Genomic DNA, 22965 nt, shown 5'->3' with positions numbered 1-22965 from the left:
ATGGCAGTAATAATACATTTTTTAACAATGGAGGAAAGACTATGGAAGATCTTAGACTGCTTCTCAAAAAACTGGTAGAAGCAAACGGTCCTTCAGGCCACGAAGAAAATGTAAGAAAAGTAGTCGAAGAACAGTTAACCAATTATGTTGACGAAATGAAAGTGGATAATCTAGGCAACCTCATCTGCACAAAGAAAGGAGCAAAAGACTCGCCCAAAGCCATGATCCTAGCCCACACCGATGAGATAGGAATGCTCGTCAGATACATAGAGAAGGAGGGATTCATTCGATTCTCATACCTAGGAGGATTCTTTGATCAAATAGTCCTCGGACAACGAGTACTAATACACACAGAAAAGGGCGACATCAAAGGAGTGATAGGAGCGGTTCCACCACACCTCATGCCCGAGAAAGAACGAAAAAAATCCATAACCCGGGAAAAAATGTTCATCGACATCGGAGCCCAAAGCAGAGAACAGGCTGAGGAATGGGGAGTAAAAATAGGAAGTCCCATAACCTGGCTCGGCCACTTCGACCAGCTAGGAAACAACATGGTCATCGGAAAAGCCTTTGACGACAGAGCTGGATGCGCCATCATGATTCAAACCCTAAAAGAAGTAAAAGCGGAGTGTACAATAATCGGTGTGGCGTCCGTAATGGAGGAAGTGGGACTAAGAGGAGCCCAAACCTCAAGCTACACGGTAGACGCCGACTTCGCCATAGCCCTAGACATAACAGCCACCGGAGACCACCCCGGCGTGGAAGAAAGACAAATGCCCGTAAAAATCGGAAAAGGACCCGCAATAACCGTAGCCGACGGAAGACGAGAAAGCCTAGGCGGAGGCCTCATATCCCATCCCAAAGTGCTAAAACTCCTAACCGAAACCGCAGAAAAAAACAACATACCATACCAACTACATGTTTTTGAGGGTGGCACCACTGATGCCACGGCAGCAGCAACCTCCAGAGGAGGAATACCCTCCGCTACAATCAATGTACCCACGCGGTATGTTCACTCTCCCGTCGAAGTCTTAGATCTCCAAGACCTTTCAAACGCGGTTAAACTTCTCAAAAAATCATTGGAGAGTGCACACAGATTTTTCTAACATTTCTCGTACCCTCATATTTTTAAAGGCCATAAAAATACTCTATTTGAATAAAATTATAAAAATGAAGGGAAATCCTTGATTTTTGAAAAACTAGAATTTTTGGTCAAAACCTCAAAATCCAGCGTGGCAATAGGTTCCGCTAGCAAAGAAGAATACCTCCAGAGAACAATACAAGCCGCAAAAAAGGTGGCTCAAAAAGGGGTACCCAAAATTATAATCGTAGGAAACTTGGAACAGCTCCCAAAAACTCCTTTAAAAAAGGAAAAAATCGATTTCCACTCTTCAAAAAATCCGGAGGAAACCCTTCTAAAAATGCTCATCTCAGGAGAAGCGGACTCGGTTGTGCGAGGCTCCCTACCCGCTTCAGATTTCCTAAAACAAGTAAAAACCCACTTCAAAGCTGAAAAGCTACGCCGAATCGCATTATTAGAATCAGCAAATGGCCACCAGTTCTTCTTCGCGCCAGTAGGAGTAGACGAGGGAAAAACAGTCCAAGAAAAAATCGACTTCACCACCGAGGGAGTCAACCTACTACAAAAACTCGGAATAACTCCCAAGGTCGCCATACTCTCCGGCGGGAGAACCGGAGACCTGGGAAGAGATCCTGTAGTCGACAAAACAATCAAAGACGCCGAAGAAGCAGTCAAAAAAATCAAAGAAAAAAACATCACCCAAAACATCAAAAGCTATCAAATCCTCATAGAAGACGCCATAAAAGAAAAAACCAACCTGATACTCGCACCCGAAGGCATCTCCGGAAACCTAATTTATAGAACGCTAATCCACCTTGGCAACGGAAAATCCTACGGAGCACTATACACCAACCTTCCCAAAACCATAATAGACACATCAAGAGTAGGGCCAGTAAACGAATACCAAGGAGCAATAATCTTCGCATGCGCACTAAGAGTCCTCAAAAATTAAAACCTAAAAATTTAACCACAATAAAATCAATAACTAAAAATGTTCTCTACATGAAATCTACGTCAAAAATATCTTTCTTTTCTCCAAAAGCACCCTGGGAAAGTAACCTAAAGTAGTCAGAAAAATTCGCATCAACTTCCGTTAGTTCCGATGGTTCCAAACCAATGGCATATAGCTCTTCAATCAATTCTCCCAGATTATACTTCCCAGTCTTCGGAAAAATCTTCAAAGTATTCCTCCCAATATTTAGCACATATTTCAGGGATTTGATTTTTTCAATTTTATTCTGCCCTTCCACTGTTAAAAACTTGAATTTCACTCTAACACACCTACCATTATTAGGTAAATCTTTAAGAAATTCACTAGGCTGCCCAAAAACCACAACCTTACCCCTATCTAAAATAACAATCCGGTCACAGAAATCAGCAGTCTCCAAATCATGGCTAACAATACAAATAGTAACTCCCAACCTCTTATTCAGATTACGAAGATAATTTAAAACCTCAATACGGAGATGCGCATCTAGCCCGGTCGTAGGCTCATCGAGCAGTAGTACTTTTGGGTTGTTGATGAGGCCGATGCATATTGATACGCGTTTCTTTTCTCCTCCTGATAGTTCTCTGATTGGTTTTTTCATCATTTCTTCGGTTTCGAATCCTAGTATTTCTAGTATTTGTCTTGCTCTGGTTTCGATTTGGTTTTTTGGTAGGTCGTACATTTTTCCGAAGTAGTAGGCGTTTTTGAGGGCTGAGAATTCGGGATAGGCGGATACTTCTTCTAGTTGGGGCACGTATCCCATTATTTCTTCGAGTTTTTCTTTTTCTTTTATTACATTGTATCCGGCGAGATAAACTTCTCCTTCGTTGGGTTTTATCTGAGCGGTTAGGACTCGGAGGGCAGTGGTTTTTCCCGCTCCTGACCCTCCGATGATTGCTAGAATTTCTCCGTGTTGGGCGTAGAAGTTTATGTCTTGCAGTATTATTGCTTTTCGGATTTTCACGGTGACATTTTTTAGTTCTATGTCTTTTTCGTCATCTTTCATTTGGGGAGTCACCATTCGTCTCCATTTTTTGTTTAGACTAGGCCTTTTTTGAAGAAGAATACTAGGAATGCTAGGCCGAGGAAGAAGGCTGTGAATCCCAGTAGGTATAGGCATTGTGCTCCTACGTCTATTAGTGGTAGTCCTCGTGCTGTTACGCCTGCTATGGCTTCTCTGGATAGTTGTAGTGGGTCTAGTCTCTGGATGGCTTTAACTGGTACTGCGAGTAGGATTACTATGAGGACTAGGTATGAGAATATGAAGTACTGGTTTGCTTGGAGTCTGGAGGTGCTCACTACTGATATGAATATGCCTAGTCCTATTCCGAAGAAGGAGGTCAGAGTGAGTACTATTAGAAAGTCGAATAGTGTTCCTAAGGGTTGAAACTGTAGTAGTGGTATCAGAATGACAAGTACCACCATGATTTGTATTAATGCAACTATCAGGTATGATATAGTTTTTGCGATTAGGGCTTCTGATTTCCCTGCCGGTGTGAGTAGCATTCTTCTTAGGGGAACATCGCCAACAATGCTCTGACTTGTTAGGACAAGTGCTGCTCCTATGAGTAGCATGGGTAAAATTAAGGGCACTGTGATTGAGATGTCACTTATTCCTTCGGCTTCGGATGGCCATAATAATTGGCTTGATGGAATTATCTCATTCTTAGTGAAGTTGTATTTAATTTTAAGTTCTGCTACTGCGCTTGTGATTCCCTTTATAACAGTGCCTTGTCCCTCAATATCACTTCCATCCAGAGTTAAATTTAGGTACGCCGGGATTCCGCTCTCAGAACTAACTAAATCTCTTGTGAATCCCCAAGGAATCACCAATATTGCATTTATTTCTCTTTGCCAGAGAAGATATACTGCAAACTCATAGCTTTGCATTGGGATAGTAATACATTCGTTTGCATGTAGGTACATCTCGTGGATCAACTCATTGGATAGACTTACTGTGTCATTATATAGTGTTGTGTCTTGGTTTATCACTGCTATTCTGTAATAGTCGTCTAGAGTTGTAACCCTTTGTTGAGCAAGTCCCATGGATCCCGTGATTATTATTGGGAGTAGGAAAATTACTAGGAGTGCTAAACGGTCTTTCATTAGTGATTCTATTTCTTTTCTGATTAGGGCTATTATTCTCTTTAAACTGCCAACTAAGGGGTTTGACTTCTTTTTTAAAGAAGTGAATATTTTACCCATCATTTTGTTAACCTTCCCTTTAGAAACGATAAATATTAGGTTAAGGTCTCAGAGCTTCCTGTGAGGTAAATGAAGTAGTCATCCATGTCGATTTCGAGCTTTGGCTCAACTTTTCGGGGAGTTATGCTTTTAGCTTCTAATTTTTCAAGCACATCTTTCAATATCAAATTATTATTCTTACTGGAAAATATTTTCAATTGATCCCCTTTTTGAAGCACATACTCGACGCCTTCGACATTCCTTATTATCTCTACAATATCGGGGCTATACTCATCTAATACCAGTCCTACGGTGTATCCCTTTCCGGGCAAGCGTTCTTTCAATTGCTCTGGTGTTCCAAAATCAACAAATCCCTTGTTTCTAACAAAGATTGCTGCCTTGTCACAATAATCGATCTCTGAAGGGTAGTGTGTAATTACCACCAGTGAGGTTCCGTAGAGTTTGTTTATTCTGTCAAGATAGTTCCAGAGCTCATTCCTCCTAACCAGATCCAGTCCGCTTGAAGGCTCATCTAGGAATAGTATTTTTGGCAGGTGCACTAAAGCTATGGCGATGCTTACTCTTCTTTTTTCGCCTCCACTGAGATTCTCAACTTTATCCCCTCCCTTCTCGAAGATCCTAAGGTCTTTAAGAATTTGTTTTCCTCTGCGGATTAAGTCCAGTTCTGGAATTTCATATTGTTTCCCGAAATAAACAATGTTTTCCATGGGGTTGAAGTCCATATACATGTGGCTCAGATCCTGGGGTACATATCCGAAAAGTGGTGCCACATTATCTTTGTCTCGGGCATCGTATCCACAGATTTTGATTTCTCCGCTGTCTGGTTTAATATCTCCAATGATAGCTTTCATACAGGTTGACTTTCCGCTGCCAGATTCACCCACGATTCCTAGGATTTCTCCCTCAGCTATTTCAAAATTTACGTCCGCAATAACTGGTCGTTTATCGTAGGAAACTGTTAATCCACGAACACTAAGAACAATGTTATCAGCAATTTTGGGTGCCGGTTTCTCTCCGGGCATAAACAGGATTTTTTGAGCGGTTACGTCATAGTGATTTTTTCTAAATCTGCTTAAACCGCCCACCTTAACGATAGTGTTTTTTTCTATTTGTTTATCCCCAATGGTTCCACTTTTAATTCTCACCGCGAAATGGCCACTTGTGAGGCTTTCCTCGATACCTATCACCTCTCCCTCAGCAAAAAAAGGTTCCACAGTTTCTTCCCAGACACCCTTTATTCTAATGTTGACCTTGTATCTTTTGAGTTTATCTCTGAGCCAAGATATGGCAGATAAAAAGTGAGCTCCATCAAAGAATCGATCCTCAGACAGATTCTTTTTCAAAAAATTTTTTAGAAGAAGATTTTCTGCTTGAACATCCTCCTTAGAAGAGGGGCCACTAATAGTAATAATTTCACCCGGGTTAATGGTTTTATTTCCTAGTTTCCCTTGGGTTAGACTTATCACAATAACACTCCGCATGGGTGAAGAATAGGATTCCAGAAAAAATCCCTTACCCCTAAAGCTGTCTCCAGTCTCAGGCCATTTTCCCTGCACTTCAACCTCTATTACGTTGCCTTCACGGTCTTCACACCATTCAACTGCCTGACCCATTTTTTTCCCGCTGAAGTATGCCTCTTCTATGAAATCATCTTTCAAGACCAGACACCATATAAGAATGTAATAATAGACAAACTAATAAACATATAGATAAAAATATACCCACATGAAACAACCCAAAAAAGTTATGGCCCTTTTAATAATCCTTATATTCACTATCACACTCTGTACCAGTTTTACCATAATTCCTAACCAAAACATGTACCCTTTGACCCAAATCAATGAAAACGGTCTAGATTCTGTAACTTCTAAAATAGATCCATACGTCTTATCGATGATAGAAAATGGTTTTCTTCCTCATTATTCAATTAACATTATTATTCTATTCCATGAATCAAAATTTAGCTCTGGGATTACCGTTTTGGGCTCAAAATTCCCAGACATTCATATTAAAAAAGTTTATGATTACATACCCGCAGTAGCAGTAGAATCTTCTTTAAGTAATATTCAAAAAATCGCCGGACTTCCTGAGGTGAATAAGGTTTGGTACGATTATCCGGTTTACTTAGAACCCATGAATATAAAACAATCAGGAATAATCAGCAAAGAAGTAGCTTACGACCCAAAAATCGAGGCTTTGTGGAGTAAAAATCTGAATGGAAGCGGAATTGTAATAGCTCTTCTAGATAGTGGGATTGACACCAGTCACCCCGATCTAAATGGTTCTAAAGTGTTAGCTAATGTTTCTATGGTGGAATATGATCCTTTCCCCTTCGACTTTAACGGTCACGGAACTTATGTGGCTGGTATTATAGCAGGGACCGGAAACGCTTCTGGTGGAAAGTACAAAGGAATCGCACCCCAGGCCCAACTTTTAAACGTAAAGGTCTTTGACATAGAGGGATTAAGTTTCTATTCCTGGATACTCTCAGGAGTGGAGTGGAGTGTTAGCCATGGAGCTGATATAATAGTGGTTCCATTCGCTGGACCCGGTTACCCTGACGATCCTCTATGCACAGCGGTGGACAAAGCGGTTAACTCTGGTGTCACTGTAATCGCGGCGGCCGGGGATGACGGTCCTGCTTACACCAGTGTAGGGTCCCCGGGAATGGCTCTGAGCTCTATTACCGTGGGATCCTATAACACATCCTCAGGACAGGTATGTTATAACAGCAGTCGTGGCCCCAGTCTTTTTATGTGGACTGCTCCGAGTATCGTTGCCCCTGGTTACAATATTACTTCATGCAAAGCATCACCACCCGATTTAGGGATAAATATAAGCCTTCCCTCGTTCCCTAGTGGTGAATACGGTAATCCCATTAATGAGAGTTATACGAGTGCGACGGGAACAGCTGCAGCAGCAGCTTACGTAGCGGGAGTGGCTGCGCTTCTGCTCCAGGCTTTTCCATTTTTAAATCCCGAGGCATTGAGAGTGGGAATGATGAATACCGCTATTGATTTGGGTGAGGATCCTAACATCCAAGGGGTGGGGCTCATAGACGCTAACGCTACCTATAACTATTTGAAAAATCTTGAAGGGCCTTTAGGACAGATTTCCCGAATAATAACTCCCGCTTTACCCTATATCGGATTTTTCTATACAAATGACGCTGCCTCTGAATTGTCAACATATTGTATAGTTGGAACTTATGGGACCTTTGTAGCCATGCAGACTCAAAACACCACCTCTAGTTTTAATAGCACTCATCTATTGCAAGGCAGATTTGCGGTAAAATACAACGGAAGTGATAACGTTAATTTATTTTTACTAACTACGATACATCGGGAAATGCACACTACAACGATGCCTGGTGGTGATTATCAAAGGGCGATAACTGTTCTCGGTAACGAAGAAATTCTTATAGTTATCTCTCTGGATTGTTGGAACAGCACCACCGCAACTGGTGCATTCAGAATAACAATTACCTTAATAAATATAGGAAACAGCGTTCTTGAAGATGTGAATCTACTGACTTACTGGGATGTTGATCTTTTCCTAAATGAATCCAACTATCATACTGATGACTATGCATATTACAATTCCACAGATGATCTTTTCTACGCGAATGACACCTATAATGAAAATGCTTCAGAAATCATATATGTGGGATTCAAAGGAAACACCTCCTCCATAGCCCATGAAGTAGGGGAAAACAATGCGGTTTTTGAACACTTCCTAAACGACGAACTAAACAACAACACAAGTTACTACGGTAATGTCGGTCTCGCGATGAAGTGGCGTCTAACAGAACAACTGGATCCCGGAAACAGTACTGCTTTTGTGGGGGCTCTCGGTGTTGGTGGAAGCTATGATCAAACTCAAAACGCAATTAACAATATATTATCAGCTGAGATGCAAAATGTTACAGACCTATGCGTTGTTAGCGCTTCTATTAATCGGAATGGTGAAACCTACACACCTTTTGGCTCCAATAGTTTTATCCTAAATATTGGAAACACGGTGACAAACGCTACGGTTTTCTTTTTTGCGAATAAATCCAGAGATGGAAGCAGCATTGTCTATGCCGAAATATTTCAGTATCAAAATCTCCAACCTTTCAACTTCAAGAAGGTGTCCACAAGCTGGGAACCCACAAATAGTGGAGTATACACCGTGGGTTGGGCAGTAACCGAGGCCCCAAACATTCTCACAATAGAACAACTAATCTCAGGCAATTTCACAGTCAATATTACCGAAACCTACCTGTTAGATAATTTCATAGCTAGAAACGTTTTCATAGGTAGCCCCCCTAACTGTAGCATCCTCTTTCCAAGTTCCATTCCCAATAAGCCATTTGAACTCAATTTTCCTCTGGACTTTGCAATCCATAATCTTACAATAGTGAGTTCATACAATCTGGAAAATGTTCAAGTAAATTATTTCGGTAATGCAACCCAACTTTTCAACAACACTCCCACGATACAAACCAGGGGCAAATACTCAAATATTTTAATAGTTTTTAATACCACGTTTTTCCCACATCCCGGTTACTACACAGGCTTAATTGAAGTTAAAGCGAATGGTAAAATCATAGGAAACGTAACCATCGATTTTAATCTGAGTTATCCTGAAGGTAGATTGTTCTTTGATAGTATTCATAATGTTGTAGGCTTGGATAGCTGGGACGAGAGACTGGACACTATCTACAGCGGCTACTACCACTTTGCCCAAAAAATTTTTAATCAAGGAATCGACATAGATGACATTCCCTTCCTAACCGAGTACGACATTGATCTCCTCTCATTCTATGACGGGATAATAATAATAGACCCAGAGAAAGATTTTACCCCACAGGAAAATGCAACAATCCACAGCCTTCTTAATAAGGGAAAAAGCGTTCTTATCTATTTAGAGCCACAAAATGATTCTAATTGGGCTGCAATTAATAACATCACAAAGCCTTACGGAATTACGGTGGTTTCAAACCGAACAGGAACAATAATAATCCCCTCAGAAAATATGTCTCAATCACATCCAGTCACCAGCAATCTTACCAGTATAGAAATGGATACCGTAGCAATCCTAAATATTGATCCTAATCTAGGAGCAGTAGCACTAGCCAACACTTCCGATGGCGATATTGTGATAGCTTCCACAAAAGCGGGTTATGGCAAACTCCTAGTAATCGGAGACTCATCGATTTTTGATAGCCGCCACATAGATCTCGCAGATAACGCCCTTCTTGCGGTCAACGCCATTAACTGGCTACTTGAAAACAGAATTACACTTGACGTACGGTTATTTTTACCACATTCAGATGGGAAATTATACATGGGAGAAAACTTCTACGCAGAAATAAAGGTTACAAACATACATGGGGAAGCTATCACTCAGAATATCACCATTTTGGCAATTTACGTTTTCCCCAATGGAACCTTTTTCCCGATTCCAGCATTTCCTACAAATCAACCAGGATTATATACAGCATTCTTTTATACATCCTTTGCCAATCAAACAGGAGACTATTCCATGGTCATCTATGCGAAAGCTGAAAACTATACCACTACACACTACACTTTCAATTTTAAGGTGGAACCTTCCAGAGCAAAATTTCCACCCCTATTTTACTTTCCCCAACAATCGAGAGAATATTTAATTTTTGGATTTACCCTCTTGGGAGTAATTTTCTTAATAGTTGCCTCCGCCTATCTTCTGGAAAGAAGGCGTCTCCGAAAGAAAATACTAATACCGGAACTGGATAGAGAGCTCAGAAATACAATAAGGAACACGGTGAACGAGGTAAGAGCAGTACTTAAAGAGGTTGATCGAGCTCTCTCCAAAAAGGATATCGATGATTTCGATAGAATACGAATAATACACGAAAAACTCAGGAGACTCAGAAAAACGCTTGATAAAGCCAGAATGGTTGCAGAACGAGTGGGTGAATGAAAAGAACTAATCTTTTCATAACACTTTCATTTTTTTTATGTAATTTAATCAGTCTAAACTTATATTTAACTAGTTTATAATTATAGCCTACAAATTAAAAAATAATATAATTTTCTAAAAATTACACAAAATGTTACCGGATTTACAACTTCCTCTAAATATGAAAGAGTACAATTTTTATAACTATTTTTGGGCTTTAATCAGTCGAGGATTCTTTCCTTTTGGATTTCTAGTTTTTTGATTAAATCCTTCACCGCACTTGATACCTGTGTTTTATCAGATACTATGTAATCTAAATCCACTTCAAATTCATTATAGGGTGAAACATCACCGTTCCAATTTTTCACTTTTTCAAGATACTTTCTAAGAAATGTGATTTTTATCTCCCAAAGTTTTTCAAAGGCTTCTTTCTCGTCATCTTCTTTATCTACACATATTGAAAAAATCAAATCATTTGATGAGATGCTAACAAATTTTTTCTTACCCATGGTTATGGATTCTACTCTGTCCTCTCCAAGTTTGGAGACAAATGAGGCAGCGGCGCTTAAGAACCCGGAAACTAGATTCTCATCTAGGTGTATACTTCGGTATTCTTTATGGAATAGACATATGCCGCTTTTCATTAGAATCCATACGTTGTGTAAGACCAATTGTTCCCACTCACTTGAATATTACACCTTTATATTACCCCTTTATGTAAGGGCTTTCACAATTTCTCTGAGATATCTATATTCGAACTATTATTAAAATGTTGCTATGCTACAAAATAGATATTTTTTTGAAAAATCAGCAATATTGTTTGAAAAATTCATAAATATTTTAAGCAAATTTTTAAGAATATACAATATCTCGTTGAAATTGTTCAGAAAATTATTATAGAACTCTAAAGGTTTTCTTTTAGTGTATCTAGTAGATTTCTTATTCTTCTTCGTGAAGTTTTTGTCAAGTCCCAAAGCATGTTTTCGACTCTTTTTATGTAATCCTCAGCTGTTTCTTTAAAGTCTTCTTTAATATATATTTCAATGGCTTTTAAGTAATTGTCCGCAGCCTTGGTGAGTTCTTCTTTTTCTTCCAATATCTCTGCCATACAAACCAGCGTGTCGGCGTAACCAACATTATCATTCAATTCCTCAAACTTCTTCAAAGCTTTTTTATAGTATTCTAGTGCCCCCTCAAAATTCTCAAGATCCATTTGAGCACTTCCCAGATCTACTAAGACACTGGCCAATGCTTCTTCATTTTTGAGTTTCTTATATTCACTAAACGCCGTTTCTAGCAGCTCCATCCCTTTTTCGTTTTGTTCGTCTTCTAAGTAGGCCAATCCTAAGGCATAGGTAGTGTCTGCAATATATTCGGGCAATTTCTGTTTCTGATAAATTGTGAGTGCTCTCTCACCGTTTTGGATTGCCTTTTTATTATCTCCCATATTTGAAAGAGCGATACACAAATTATAAGCAGAGTCAGCTATTCCCAATTCATCATTAAGTTTTTCATAATTCTCTAAGGCTTTTTTAAAAATTTCCGCAGCCTCTACATGGTTCCCCATTCTGGTAAATACCAATCCCTTTTCTACATAAATCTGAGATGCTAATTCTGTATCACCAGTCTCTTCTGCCTTTTTTTCTATCTGGGTATATACCTCTATCGCTTCCTCCAGCTTATCCTCCTCTTCCAGAATTCTTGCCTTTTGAACCAATTCTTCTGCCATTGTTGGCGATCCTCCAAGAGTTCTCCCAAGTGTAATTGATTTTCATTTCATTAAATCCTGCAATACTTTATATTTTTAGAAAGGAATGATCGTCGTTTTATTAATTTTCGATTAAAACCCTTATTAATCTTTTAGTTAATTTGCGTTGCTTTTAACCTCTAAATCTAAAGCTTTAAACTCACTTTTTTAAATTTTTGCTTTTATATTACTTATAATCTTTATTATCCAAAATTGAGTAATACTTATCCCCCCCCATTAGGCAACTATTCTATTTTGAAAGAACAAGAATAGCGTCAATTTAATGATAATCGTTTTTTCCCTAAAAAAGAATTTTATACCAGTTCCCTTTCAAGAGCTCGAAGTTTATCATCTAAATCTTCTATTTCTTTTTTACGCTCATATTCTGTAATTATTCTTTCAGCTTCTTTAGTAAAATTATCGAATTTTTTCTCATCCACCCTTTCTATTACTGGTTGTTTAAATTCTGTCCAGAATTTTATCTCTAAACTGTCCAGAGTTTCTGAAACCTCGTCCTCCATATCTGTAGATAATACGAAGAAAATGTCTCTTGATAATTTATATCTGAATAGCATGTTTTCTAAGGTTATGGACCTTATAGAATCTCCAGATATACTGTCTGCAAAGGTTTGAATGGCCGTTAGAAGACTTGTGATATCTGGAGCGGATTTGGATAATCCAAATGATTTTTCGAAAAGGCACTCTCCGGTTTTTTTAATTATCCATAAACCATGTATCATTTCTGCTTCTTCCCTGCTTAAATTGCTTTTTTCTATTCACTTACTAGGATTGGAATATTTAGTTTGAAAAACTTCTTGTTCTTTTCTTCATCGGTGTAAATTAGAATTGGTTGATAATCAAATGACCCTTGTTTACTGGGCCTAATTCTTATGTTTAATTTTTCGGTTTGTCCTTTTTGGAGTAGTTTTCCATTTAGATTTATCGATGATTTTTGAACAAAAATTGAAGAGTTTTCTTCACTTTCAATCAGGAAATCTGGTGGGGTAATGTTTTCAATTTTATCTAGAATTGCTGTTTTTGCCCCCACGTTAGCAATCTCAAAGTTAACAGGGATTTCCTTACCTATCTTAAAAACGCTATGAGCTATGGGATTCGTAACACGTAGAATCACGAATGCATTTTCAAAGGCTTCTCTTGATATTGAAACGGTGTAGCCTTCTCCTCCTTCAGCGGTTTTAGCGCTTTCAACCAGACTTAGATATTCGAGTAGTGTTTGTTCTCTTTTTATCTTTTCCAGCTCAGAAATAGATTTTTCTTTTAAATAAATGTAACCGGATTTCTGAAAAATATCAATAGCTTTTTTGAAACTTTTCTCAATCATGGAATAATAACTCATTTTTGTCTCGTCAACTAACTCAAGTTTCAATTTTACATCGTACCTGATTCCATCCAAGTAATTTTTCATCGCTTCCAAATAATCGACGTAATTATCCAATCCTGCTTCTTGGAAAAATTTTTGTGATCTCTCAAAATAGGTTGTGGCATTTATGTACTCTCTCATTGGATCCTTTTCCGCTTCCATGCATCTAACTAGATTTTCTATACCGTAACAAAGGTCAGAATATCCCTTGGAGATGTTTTTCATTCTCTCATTTGTGAATAGCACCAAGCCTTCTTGAAATAGTTTTGCCGCAGCTTGGTAGCTTTCCAATTTGTTATCTATTTGGGCTCTCTCCAGTTCCGATAGAGCCTTAATAAAATTGAGTGTAGCACTTATGTCCTCAGTGTCCAGAGAAGTTCTCGGAGGCAGTTTCTCCATTTTTTCCGTTGCCGCATTAAAATGCACAATTGCCGCTTCGTGCTTACCCTCTTTACTCGAGATTAATCCTTTCTCCAATTCCTCTTTTGCTTCAGCAAAATCTGCAAACATTTTAACTATATTTAATTGCTTGGATGTTTCTAATCCTGTTTTTAAGTAAGAGGTGCTCTGACGAAACATCTGGGCTGCCAAGTTGTAAAGTAATGCAGCCTTCTCACCTTCCTTGCCCATACTAACTGATTCTGCTTCCAGTAATTTTAATTTAGCGCCATAAAATTTCGCTTCATGTTCATATATTTTTGGAAAAATTGGGAATGCTTTTTCATAATACTCTTTGGCTATTAACCAATCCTCCCGCTCTTTATCTTTAGCTAATTCAATACTATACATTGCTTTGGTGTATTTTACATGATCTCTTAGAGCTGGTTGTTCTAGTGCAGCTTGTTCATATTTTTTAGAGGCTTCAAGATAATAGTCTGAAGCCATTTTATAATTCCCTTTACTGTCATCCAGTTCCGCCAATTTACGCAAACAAGAAGCAGATGATTCAATCCAACCAATATTTGTAAAGAGTTTCGAGGCATCGGCAAAAGAACCCTTAGCCTTTCTATAGTTCTCATCTTCGCTAGAAAGCTGCCATAAATCTTCATATATTAATCCTAGAAAATAAGCCATCTTTGCCGCTCTCAAATCTTCATCATTAGATTTGTACCGTTCTATTGCAGTTTCAGCGAAACCCTCTGCCTTTTTCAATACTTCGATCTTTTCTTGATCACTAATCCCTACTTTCGAAAGAAGATAGCCTGCTTTACTGGCAATCTCGAAGGCTGTATTTCTATCCTCAATCTTTTCAAAATATTCAACTGCTCTCTCCCCATATCTGAAGGCTCTCGTACGGAGGTCCCTAACTTTTTCTAATTCTTCTAAGGTTAATTCCTTTCCTTCATCTATACTTGAGGTCATTAACACATATTTAGCCATATTCTCATATAGTTTTCCAAGAAACCTGAAATCATTTGGGAGTTTTTTAACATACTCCAATGCTTCACGTCCCAGAGAAGCCCCCTCTCTCAAAATCTCTCTTTTCAAAACCTCACTCTGAATAAATTCTGCATAATCTGCAATTACTCCCGGTAACTCCGCAAGCACCTTAGCAGTAATCCAAATCTCTTGTAAAATCCGAGCATACTTGAGACATTCCTTGAATCTTTCATAAGCTGACTTCAAAAGAGCTTCATGCTTACTACTGTCCGGAATCAGTTCCCTGAGTTCCTTAAGAACCATTCCCGAAATGAAGTAGGTCTCTGTGGTCAAGCTTGATTCATTATTCTTAATAAGGATAGATAATGCCTCCCCAGCTAACTTTTCAGCGTCCTCTAATAAACGTCTTTTTTCATTAATGTTTTTAACAAATGTGGCTTGGTAAAAATTAGCCAAAGACAAATTATAGTCCACATAACCTTCACAGACAGGTAGCTCCTCTTCAGGCTTGGTTATTTCTTCACGTATACTTGACAAAATCATTCTTTTGTTTTCATCTGGTTCTTGAGACTCTAAAACTCTCGCGATTTTAGCATTGCCAATTAAATTAGAAAAGCATAGTGAGGGTCTTTCCTTATTGGTAACTTGTAAAAATCTTTCAGCATTGTTAAAATTAATAATTGCACTAGTCAGGATTTCTTCGCGTTTTTCCACATCTAAATACATGTAATTTTTTAGTTTTAAAAAACCAGACCAAAACTCAACTATTCCTGCTCTTTCAAGATCCTCATATTTCTGGTAGATTTCGGAACACTTTTCCAACCCCTCAATAATATCAAAAAAATCGCTTCTTCTTTTGTCCAAATTTTGTTCATCTAACAATTCCGCAAGATCAGATAAAATTATTGAACTATCAATTATGGCTCCTCTAATATCGGGTTTGATGTCTTCTACCTCAAGTTTGATGTGGATTTTTCTGGTCGATTCCCAGAAATCCTTAGCTTTTTTTAACAGTTTTTTAAAATCATCAGTGCTATCCGCTTTAGTTGCTTCTAAAAGAGTACAATGTCCAGCGAAATAGTATGATTCTGCTTCCATTAATTGATTTTTGAGAGCAGCATACAACTCAATTGCTTCCTTATAATTTTTAACCGCATTACTCCACTGTCCTTTCTTTTCAGACTCGTATGCAGCTAAGAATGCTTTATCTGCTCTTTCAGGACTAAGTTTTTTACCGAACAATATTTAACCCTCACCGACACTGAATAATTTTGGATAGTGTGATTTTAATTGAATAATAATCTATAAGAAACAATACAAATCTTCTCTCTAATTTTTAATATTTTTCTGCTCATTTTTTAAAAGTTTTTAATTATATATAAATTACACAGAGTTAATAAATAAATTTGTGTCAACTATTCCCATAAAAATAGAGCTTTTTATTTAAAGTAAAATAAATAGTTTAAAATAATTCTATAATAAAAGCATAGACTTTTCAAGATTTAAAGCCAGAATCTTACCACCAAGACACTGATGCCTGATTATAACGTCACAAAACATTTCTGGTAACCAACAATAACCAATTCCAATCCTGAAAATTATTACTCTATAGCGTACGCTTCTACTGGTTTTTTAATAATTTCACTGAGAATTTTTTCAATCTCTTGTATATTTGCTTCTACCTGAATCGTTTCCTCACAGGATTTAATCGCAGTATCCGGATCCTTGAGTCCGTGTCCGGTTGTGACACAGACCACTCTTTCACTTCTATGGATCTCCCCGTTCATGATCAGTTTCCTCAAACCCGCTATGGTAGAGGCAGATGCCGGCTCCACAAAAATTCCCTCAGTCCTAGCCAGCATTTTTTGTGCTTCCAGAATTTCACCGTCACTCACAGTTTCTGCCATACCTCTTTCTGTTCCGTATATTGCTCTAAGCGCTTTCTCCCAGTTTACCGGTTTTCCTATCCTAATGGCTGTTGCCACCGTCTCTGGTTTCTCTACAAATGTAACTTCTCTTTCTCCTTTTTTGTAAGCGTTAGCAATGGGAGCTGATCCCTCGGCTTGTATTCCTATCATTCTAGGAATCCTGTCTATCAGTCCTATTTCTTTCCATTCTAAGAGGCCCTTGTAGATTGCGCTGATATTTCCTGCGTTACCAATGGGTAGGATAATGGTTTCAGGAACCTGCCAGTTCAACTGGTCAATTATCTCGTATCCAATTGTTTTTTGTCCCTCAAGACGGTATGGATTTAGACTATTAAGCAGGTACATGTGGAATTTTTCACAGGACTCCTGAACCAGTTCCAAAGCTTGATCAAAATTACCTTTAATAGCGAGGATAATGGCGCCGTACATCATTGCTTGTGCCAATTTTCCTAGAGCTATTTTTCCCGATGGAATAAATACCACGCAGCTCATTTTAGCCTTGGCGGCGTAAGCAGCCAGTGAGGCTGACGTGTTACCAGTTGAGGCACATGCCACTATCTTATTTCCCAAACTTTTGGCTACCGAAACTCCTACCGTCATTCCTCTATCCTTAAAACTTCCTGTAGGGTTCTCTCCTTCATTCTTAACCCAAAGCTTTTTTATCCCCAATTTTTCAGCCAAATTGAGACAGTGGTAGAGATTTGTTTTTCCCTCATTAAGACTTATCACATTCTTTAGCCTAGGTAAGAAAGGAGAATATTTCCAAACAGAGATGGGTTTATCCTTCCAATCGCCGTCCAGCGCGGTTTCAAGATTGCCATATTTCACATCTAGGAGATGTCCACATTTTTCACATGTGTAGATCATTTTTCGGGCATCATATTTTTCATGACAGCTTATACACTCTAACCATGAATCCGAATCCATAATGTTTCGACCCTTCTCTGCTATCAGTTCTCTTTTCTAATCTTATTTATATGAAGAATGTCTCCTAAAATTGCGCTACTCGTTTCCCTGGGGCCAGCTCCACGGCCGATGAGGGTTATATCCTGTGCCACATCGGTTTTAAGTGAGATAACATTAAGTGTGCCTCCGACTGCTAGGGGGGAGCTTCGGGGGATAAGGCGGGGTATAACTTCTATTCTGTTTCTATCCACGTATCCAATGTGTTTAACAAGGTATCCGTCCTCCATGGCTAGTTCAGTCATTTCGGGGGTAATCCTAGTTATGCCTTCGATTCGGACATCTTTAATGCTTTTACTAGTTTTGAGTATTCCGTTCGCTAGGATTACTAGTTTGGAGGCTGCGTCTATTCCCTCGATATCATAGGTGGGGTCCGCCTCTGCGTATCCTTTCTCTTGAGCCTCTCTGAGTGCTGCGTTGAACGATACTTTTTCATCGGTCATCTTTGTAAGAATATAGTTTGAGGTACCATTTAAAATTCCAGTGATAGATATTATCCGATTTACCAAGAGGGCTTCTCTCGCCACGTGGAAAACGGGTATAGCTCCTCCAACAGTAGCCTCATACAGCAACATTCTATTCTTTTTTTCCGCTATTTCCATTAGTTCGGGGAAAGCAAGAACCAAAGGACCCTTATTTGAAGTTACCACATCCTTACCGCTGTTTAGAGCTTCTACGATATGGGTTAATCCTGGTTCCCCATCCTCAATATTTGTCACCGTCATTTCCACTATTAGGTCACAGTCTAGGTCGGCTAAGCGTTCCTCAGCCATAGCAGCTCCCTCAACCCAGGATGGAGAAGAGGTTCCCTTCGAAAGAAGTTCTTGGAGCTTTAAACCATTCTCATCAATCCAGCTTCCATCTCTCTCAAACACCGCGACCACTTTTGGTTCAAAATCAACCTTTTGAAAAAGTTCTCTTCTCTCTAGCATAACTTCGGCAACAGCTCTGCCCACATTTCCAAATCCTACAATTGCTATTTTCAACTCATTCAACTCCATACAACAAATAGATCTTTTTCCGATCCCACCTGCTTAATAATTTCTACCGTCTCCTCCAATTTATCCTCGGTTTCCGCCTCAATCTGAAATTTTACCGTTGAAACTTCCTCGGGGCGTTTAATACGCGCTGTTACTTCCTTAACCACCACTTGGGTCTCCAGAATCCGATCTATAGTATCCTTAATGTTTGTGGCAAAAACATGACCCACAAGAATTACGGTTTTTCTACAGACACTCTTAACTGGTTCCGCTCTAATCACCGGTACATTTTGTTTCTTTATTGCCTGAGTTATTTTTTCTAGATCTTGTTCTTTGTCTAGGTCAAAGGTTATTACCACCGGTAACGTTTTTCCTTTTTTTAAGTCTCTTAAGTGTGCTATTTCTCTAATATTGCCTCCCAGATTTGAAATTGGTTCAATGGCTTTAATAAGTTGCCCTGGCTCATCAAGAAGTTCTATTTCTAACCTCATTATCATAGAATTAATCCTCCATAGAAACTTATGTTTACTGTTTCAATTATATGAATGGTTTTAACTTTCTTTTTCCCTATCTTCGTGTAGGTTGAATTCTTTATGGATGGCTTGAATCGCCCTCTGCAGATCATCTCTGGCAATCACCAGTGAAATGTTGAGTTCACTACTTCCTTGTGCGATTGCTCTTATATTGACCATGGCTCTTCCAAGTGCTGAACAGATTCTTCCTGCTACTCCGTAGGTATTTTTCATTCCTGCACCCACAATGCACAATAGACTGACATCGTCCTCCATATTTATGTCAACCCATTCCTTTCCGAAAAAGGGCGACCAGTTTAGTGCCTTTATAGCCTTTTTTTTATCCTCATCGCTCACAATGAATGTGATGTTATTCTCAGATGAAGATTGTGATATCATTATTATATTTACATTATTTTTACCCATTAAATCAAATAGTTTTGCAGCGGTTCCCGGTCGGGACACCATGGCTTCGCCCTCAACCGTAATCATACAGATATTTCTTAGGTCCGCGATAGCCTTCACCACACTTTCTCTGGTCTTTATACCTTTGGATATTCTAGTGTACCTATCCGGATCAAGATTCTCAAAGTTTCTAATTTCCACTGGAATCTTTTTTTTCTCAATTGGAAAAATGCACAGAGGGTGAAGTAGCTTTGCTCCGAAGAATGCTAATTCCTTTGCTTCCGAATACGATATATCCCTGATAAGGTGAGCGGTGGGCTCCAGTTTGGGATTGGCTGTAAGTAATCCATCCACATCCTTCCAAAGTATTACCTTCACATCGTAGTTCTCATTTTTCAGGCTGTATGCTAGTATAGTTGCAGTGAAATCTGTTCCTCCTCTACCCAGTAAGGTTACATTTCCTTCGAGATCTCTGCCAAAAAATCCGGTTACGACGGGAATTTTTCTCTCAGATAGAAGCGGTATTATTATTTCTTTTATCTTTTGCTCCGTCTTGTCAAGGAGGGGAAGAGCGTTTTGCGGTTCACTTGTAGTATAGATTAAATCGTAAGAACTTACGTAAATCGTATTGTAGCCCTCTGCCTCTAGATATCTTTGAAGAATGATTGTTGAAAGTCTTTCACCAAAACTAGAAATTAGATCTAATCTCTCCGGTTTTAAACCGTAATCCCAAACATCCTTTAAGGCAGGTTTAAGCTCATTTATCTCTCTCTCAATTTCCGCTAAAGCCTTTTCTTTGAGATCATTTTTAATAACTTCTACTGCTAGTGATGTATGCCTATTATTCAGTGATTCTAATTCCTTCTCTAAATCTACTCTGTGGTTCTCTATATTTTTTGACAAGTCTATAAGACTGTTTGTAACTCCATAAAGAGCAGAAGAAACCAGCACTAACTCACTTTTCGAATAGTCTTTTAAAATTTCAGAAATTCGATGGAAAGATTGTAGGTCTCTTAGACAGCTACCACCGAACTTCATAACTATTCTGTATCCAACTCTCAATCCACCTTAAAAATAACTGCGGGAAACAATTAACTTAATCGAATATAAAACTTTTGTTCAAATAGATTGATGCCTCTCCCAAGTAATGAGTTTCATATCGATAAGAAAATGGGAATTTTAATCTGTCACAAATGTTATCCATTTCTGGAAAGCGGCGAAATTAATTACCTTTTCCACAAAGTCTTGATCTAATTCAAGAATCTTGGCAATCTGTTTTATTCGGTAGTTTCCCTCAGCAATTAATACTATGTCTATTCCCTTATCCCCAAATTTTTTTATAGTCTCTTTTCTTTCAAAAGCTCTAGGCGCTAAGAACCTTGATATTTCCAAAATTCTTTTAGGTTTCTTTTTGAGTAACTCCTCCCTTTCGCTTTTTCCAATTTCCTCGGTAACTAATAATTCAAATTCATCCAATTCAGGTATAAAAATTCCATCCAATAGATCTCCCAATAGGAAAAATTTACCTTCAAAAATTTTTATAAAATGCGTTCCAATATTTAAAAGCTCCTTTCTGAATTCTGTCTTGGGATCTGTAGCCGCAATAAAGAGAATTCTCATGATTTCCTCTACAGTAAATTTGATATCCGAAATAACAGTCTGAAATGATTTTTCCCCATTTTTAGAAAATAAAGTCAGGGCGGCGGTCATAAGACTCGGAAATGCACTGCTGGGAACGGAGGGATTAATAAAATTCTTTGAAAAAAGGGTTTTACCAGTGTGGTCTTTTACTAAGATGCTGTAGACTACCAATAAAAGTCCTCCGTATACGCTTTAATTTTTAAATATTTTCGCTTTCCTTTCCAAGTCCTCGCCTTGTCTGTTCGGACCTTTAGATGTGGCGTCTGTATTTATTATTATTTTTACCATTTAAGTTTATTAATTTATCTTAATTCATTTTTTCAAAGTTTGGTTTTTCAGAACATAATAATTTAAAACAATATTTTTACTAAAGATAATGAACTACTAATAGTTTTTTTAATAAATTCGGACAGGAAAAAGCTCTCGAATAAGAAAAATTTGTATATCCTAAAAACAAAATATTAAACGAGCCCTAAATAAAAACATTTAGAATTAATTTAACCGCATAAGTAAATGGGGTGATATTAATTCCTCTCGGACTAGTAGTTTTAAAATGGGATGGTGAATTAGGAGCAGTAATTGAAGCTTCATTTCCAAAAAACCTATCTATAACCCCCAATTTTGCAAATCAAATCTTTAGCATGCATTTCTCAGGCGACCTCAGCGAATCCAGTGACTTAATAGGTTTACAAATATTAGATAAAAAAGTCATAAGCCAACTACTAAACTTCGGCCAGATAAAAAGAAGCGTAGCACTAATTTTACACAAATACGAATCCAGCCACAATAAGGAGAAAAAACTCGTAGAAATTTCAAAAGAAATAAAATCAGATCTGAATCACGGGCTCAAAAACCTTGAATCCCTATATAAAAAACAATTTTCATTAAAATAAAGGTTTTAGGCGATAAATCCAATTTCTTTCTCGAATTTATTTCCATCGACCTCTAAAATTCTAATCAAGGTTCCCTTTCTCTTTGACTGCAACCTTACTTCTCTCGGTGAAAGCTTATCCTTATTCTCTGGGAACACTATTTCATCTATGCGATACATATTAGACAAGCTTAAGGATTCGAAAGGCAAAGAGATTTCTTTCTTGAAATCCGGGGCAAGCTCTTCGATGAGTCTTTGTAAAATATTTTCACTCCTTTCAATGGTACCCTTACAAAAGCCGGTAGGATCCTTTGCCTCAGCCATGGGCTTGGGAAAATTAGCCTTCATCGCAAGTTTCCAGGAACCAGAACCCGGTTTTATGCTAATCAGAAATGTGGATTTATCCCTAATATCTGCATACACTCCTCTCAATTTTTCAGAGGAGACACTAGTTTTTACCGCCGCTTTATAGGTAGTCTTTGTTTTTTTCAATTTTATTCCGAGCTTTTCCAATTCCTCAGAAACATCTTCGCTCGAAAAAATATTTCCAGATATTGTACACTCCATGTTTGGAGCACTATTGATTAGAAATTCCAAAACAAAATCCTGGTATTCGAAACTGGCTTTAAAATCTATAGATTTCTTTTTCACACCAATATTAATTGTCGGCCCTGCAAATTCTCCGGTTGAAAATTTTATAAATTTTCGGTGAACCGTATCATCTACCTGATTATTAACCAACTTTGTCAAAAAATGCATATCAAATCCTCCAAATTAATTCCTGAGAGAAGACTTTTTAATATAATCAATACCAACAAAATACATCAATTTTACGATAACCAAAAAATAATAAACACAAAAAACATTTTTGACCCTTTCTTTATTTTAACCACATTAAAAATTTATAACATTAAACCAATCCTTTAAAAAAACTATTTTTTAGAAAATTTTTATA

The 22965-nt window shown here is 38.1% G+C and carries 17 protein-coding genes; 4 read left to right on the top strand and 13 right to left on the bottom strand.

Translation table 11 applies throughout. The annotated features are described in order from the left end of the window. Positions 1 to 41: 41 nt before the first annotated feature. Together ACUVXA_RS02830 and mtxX are read left to right on the top strand one after the other, a co-directional pair. On the top strand, positions 42 to 1106 hold the full coding sequence (locus ACUVXA_RS02830) for a M42 family metallopeptidase (protein ID WP_445869717.1): 1065 nt from the start codon (positions 42 to 44) through the stop codon (positions 1104 to 1106). Between the two features lie 78 nt (positions 1107 to 1184). Continuing rightward, positions 1185 to 2033: a methanogenesis marker protein Mmp4/MtxX gene (mtxX, locus tag ACUVXA_RS02825; RefSeq protein ID WP_445869716.1), complete on the top strand. Its 849-nt coding sequence runs from the start codon at positions 1185 to 1187 to the stop codon at positions 2031 to 2033. A gap of 46 nt (positions 2034 to 2079) precedes the next feature. Here the strand turns inward: mtxX and ACUVXA_RS02820 are convergent, their stop codons facing one another. From ACUVXA_RS02820 to ACUVXA_RS02810, 3 genes are read right to left on the bottom strand one after another with little or no spacing between them, the layout of a single operon-like run. Beyond that, positions 2080 to 3075 (bottom strand): ABC transporter ATP-binding protein, encoded by a 996-nt coding sequence (locus ACUVXA_RS02820; protein WP_445869715.1) that lies wholly within the window; start codon positions 3073 to 3075, stop codon positions 2080 to 2082. A 32-nt stretch (positions 3076 to 3107) separates the two neighbouring features. Then, entirely contained in the window at positions 3108 to 4277 is a 1170-nt protein-coding gene (locus tag ACUVXA_RS02815; RefSeq protein ID WP_445869714.1) for an ABC transporter permease, read from the bottom strand. Positions 4278 to 4309: 32 nt separating this feature from the next. Beyond that, positions 4310 to 5932: an ABC transporter ATP-binding protein gene (locus ACUVXA_RS02810; protein ID WP_445869713.1), complete on the bottom strand. Its 1623-nt coding sequence runs from the start codon at positions 5930 to 5932 to the stop codon at positions 4310 to 4312. A 322-nt stretch (positions 5933 to 6254) separates the two neighbouring features. Here ACUVXA_RS02810 and ACUVXA_RS02805 point away from each other — a divergent pair, with 322 nt between their 5' ends. Then, positions 6255 to 10223 (top strand): S8 family serine peptidase, encoded by a 3969-nt coding sequence (locus tag ACUVXA_RS02805; protein WP_445869712.1) that lies wholly within the window; start codon positions 6255 to 6257, stop codon positions 10221 to 10223. 200 nt (positions 10224 to 10423) lie between these two features. On the opposite strand, the gene ACUVXA_RS02800 is transcribed toward ACUVXA_RS02805, so the two are convergent. The 9 genes from ACUVXA_RS02800 to ACUVXA_RS02760 all read right to left on the bottom strand — a co-directional run bounded on the left by ACUVXA_RS02800 (position 10424) and on the right by ACUVXA_RS02760 (position 21310). Beyond that, positions 10424 to 10873 (bottom strand): hypothetical protein, encoded by a 450-nt coding sequence (locus ACUVXA_RS02800; RefSeq protein ID WP_445869711.1) that lies wholly within the window; start codon positions 10871 to 10873, stop codon positions 10424 to 10426. A gap of 233 nt (positions 10874 to 11106) precedes the next feature. After that, on the bottom strand, positions 11107 to 11931 hold the full coding sequence (locus ACUVXA_RS02795; RefSeq protein WP_445869710.1) for a tetratricopeptide repeat protein: 825 nt from the start codon (positions 11929 to 11931) through the stop codon (positions 11107 to 11109). Between the two features lie 332 nt (positions 11932 to 12263). After that, entirely contained in the window at positions 12264 to 12689 is a 426-nt protein-coding gene (locus tag ACUVXA_RS02790; RefSeq protein ID WP_445869709.1) for a hypothetical protein, read from the bottom strand. A gap of 32 nt (positions 12690 to 12721) precedes the next feature. Beyond that, complete coding sequence (locus ACUVXA_RS02785; protein WP_445869708.1) at positions 12722 to 15952, bottom strand: hypothetical protein; 3231 nt, start codon at positions 15950 to 15952, stop codon at positions 12722 to 12724. A 359-nt stretch (positions 15953 to 16311) separates the two neighbouring features. Next, positions 16312 to 17565, bottom strand: a complete 1254-nt coding sequence (thrC, locus tag ACUVXA_RS02780; protein WP_445869707.1) for a threonine synthase — start codon at positions 17563 to 17565, stop codon at positions 16312 to 16314. A 23-nt stretch (positions 17566 to 17588) separates the two neighbouring features. Continuing rightward, positions 17589 to 18587: a homoserine dehydrogenase gene (locus ACUVXA_RS02775; protein ID WP_445869706.1), complete on the bottom strand. Its 999-nt coding sequence runs from the start codon at positions 18585 to 18587 to the stop codon at positions 17589 to 17591. Positions 18588 to 18592: 5 nt separating this feature from the next. Then, positions 18593 to 19078 carry a hypothetical protein gene (locus tag ACUVXA_RS02770; RefSeq protein ID WP_445869705.1) on the bottom strand — a complete coding sequence of 162 codons (486 nt, stop codon included), beginning with the start codon at positions 19076 to 19078 and terminating at the stop codon, positions 18593 to 18595. Between the two features lie 54 nt (positions 19079 to 19132). Further along, positions 19133 to 20560: an aspartate kinase gene (locus tag ACUVXA_RS02765; protein ID WP_445869704.1), complete on the bottom strand. Its 1428-nt coding sequence runs from the start codon at positions 20558 to 20560 to the stop codon at positions 19133 to 19135. A gap of 117 nt (positions 20561 to 20677) precedes the next feature. Beyond that, positions 20678 to 21310, bottom strand: coding sequence for a hypothetical protein (locus ACUVXA_RS02760; RefSeq protein WP_445869703.1), 633 nt, complete (start codon positions 21308 to 21310; stop codon positions 20678 to 20680). 347 nt (positions 21311 to 21657) lie between these two features. Between ACUVXA_RS02760 and ACUVXA_RS02755 the strand changes: the two genes are divergently transcribed. Continuing rightward, positions 21658 to 22032, top strand: a complete 375-nt coding sequence (locus tag ACUVXA_RS02755) for a hypothetical protein (protein ID WP_445869702.1) — start codon at positions 21658 to 21660, stop codon at positions 22030 to 22032. Between the two features lie 5 nt (positions 22033 to 22037). Here ACUVXA_RS02755 and ACUVXA_RS02750 read toward each other — a convergent pair whose 3' ends face one another. Beyond that, on the bottom strand, positions 22038 to 22769 hold the full coding sequence (locus tag ACUVXA_RS02750) for a hypothetical protein (RefSeq protein WP_445869701.1): 732 nt from the start codon (positions 22767 to 22769) through the stop codon (positions 22038 to 22040). Positions 22770 to 22965 lie beyond the last annotated feature (196 nt).

It is taken from the genome of Candidatus Jordarchaeum sp. (genome assembly GCF_052745115.1).
This window is presented reverse-complemented; position numbering and strand designations above follow the sequence as displayed.

Coding starts and splice junctions, on each gene's coding strand:
- ACUVXA_RS02770 (WP_445869705.1), bottom strand. CDS start 19,078: ATGATAATGAGGTTAGAAATAGAACTTCTTGATGAGCCAGGGCAACTT.
- ACUVXA_RS02750 (WP_445869701.1), bottom strand. CDS start 22,769: ATGCATTTTTTGACAAAGTTGGTTAATAATCAGGTAGATGATACGGTT.
- ACUVXA_RS02820 (WP_445869715.1), bottom strand. CDS start 3,075: ATGAAAGATGACGAAAAAGACATAGAACTAAAAAATGTCACCGTGAAA.
- ACUVXA_RS02830 (WP_445869717.1), top strand. CDS start 42: ATGGAAGATCTTAGACTGCTTCTCAAAAAACTGGTAGAAGCAAACGGT.
- ACUVXA_RS02795 (WP_445869710.1), bottom strand. CDS start 11,931: ATGGCAGAAGAATTGGTTCAAAAGGCAAGAATTCTGGAAGAGGAGGAT.
- ACUVXA_RS02790 (WP_445869709.1), bottom strand. CDS start 12,689: ATGATACATGGTTTATGGATAATTAAAAAAACCGGAGAGTGCCTTTTC.
- ACUVXA_RS02815 (WP_445869714.1), bottom strand. CDS start 4,277: ATGATGGGTAAAATATTCACTTCTTTAAAAAAGAAGTCAAACCCCTTA.
- thrC (WP_445869707.1), bottom strand. CDS start 17,565: ATGGATTCGGATTCATGGTTAGAGTGTATAAGCTGTCATGAAAAATAT.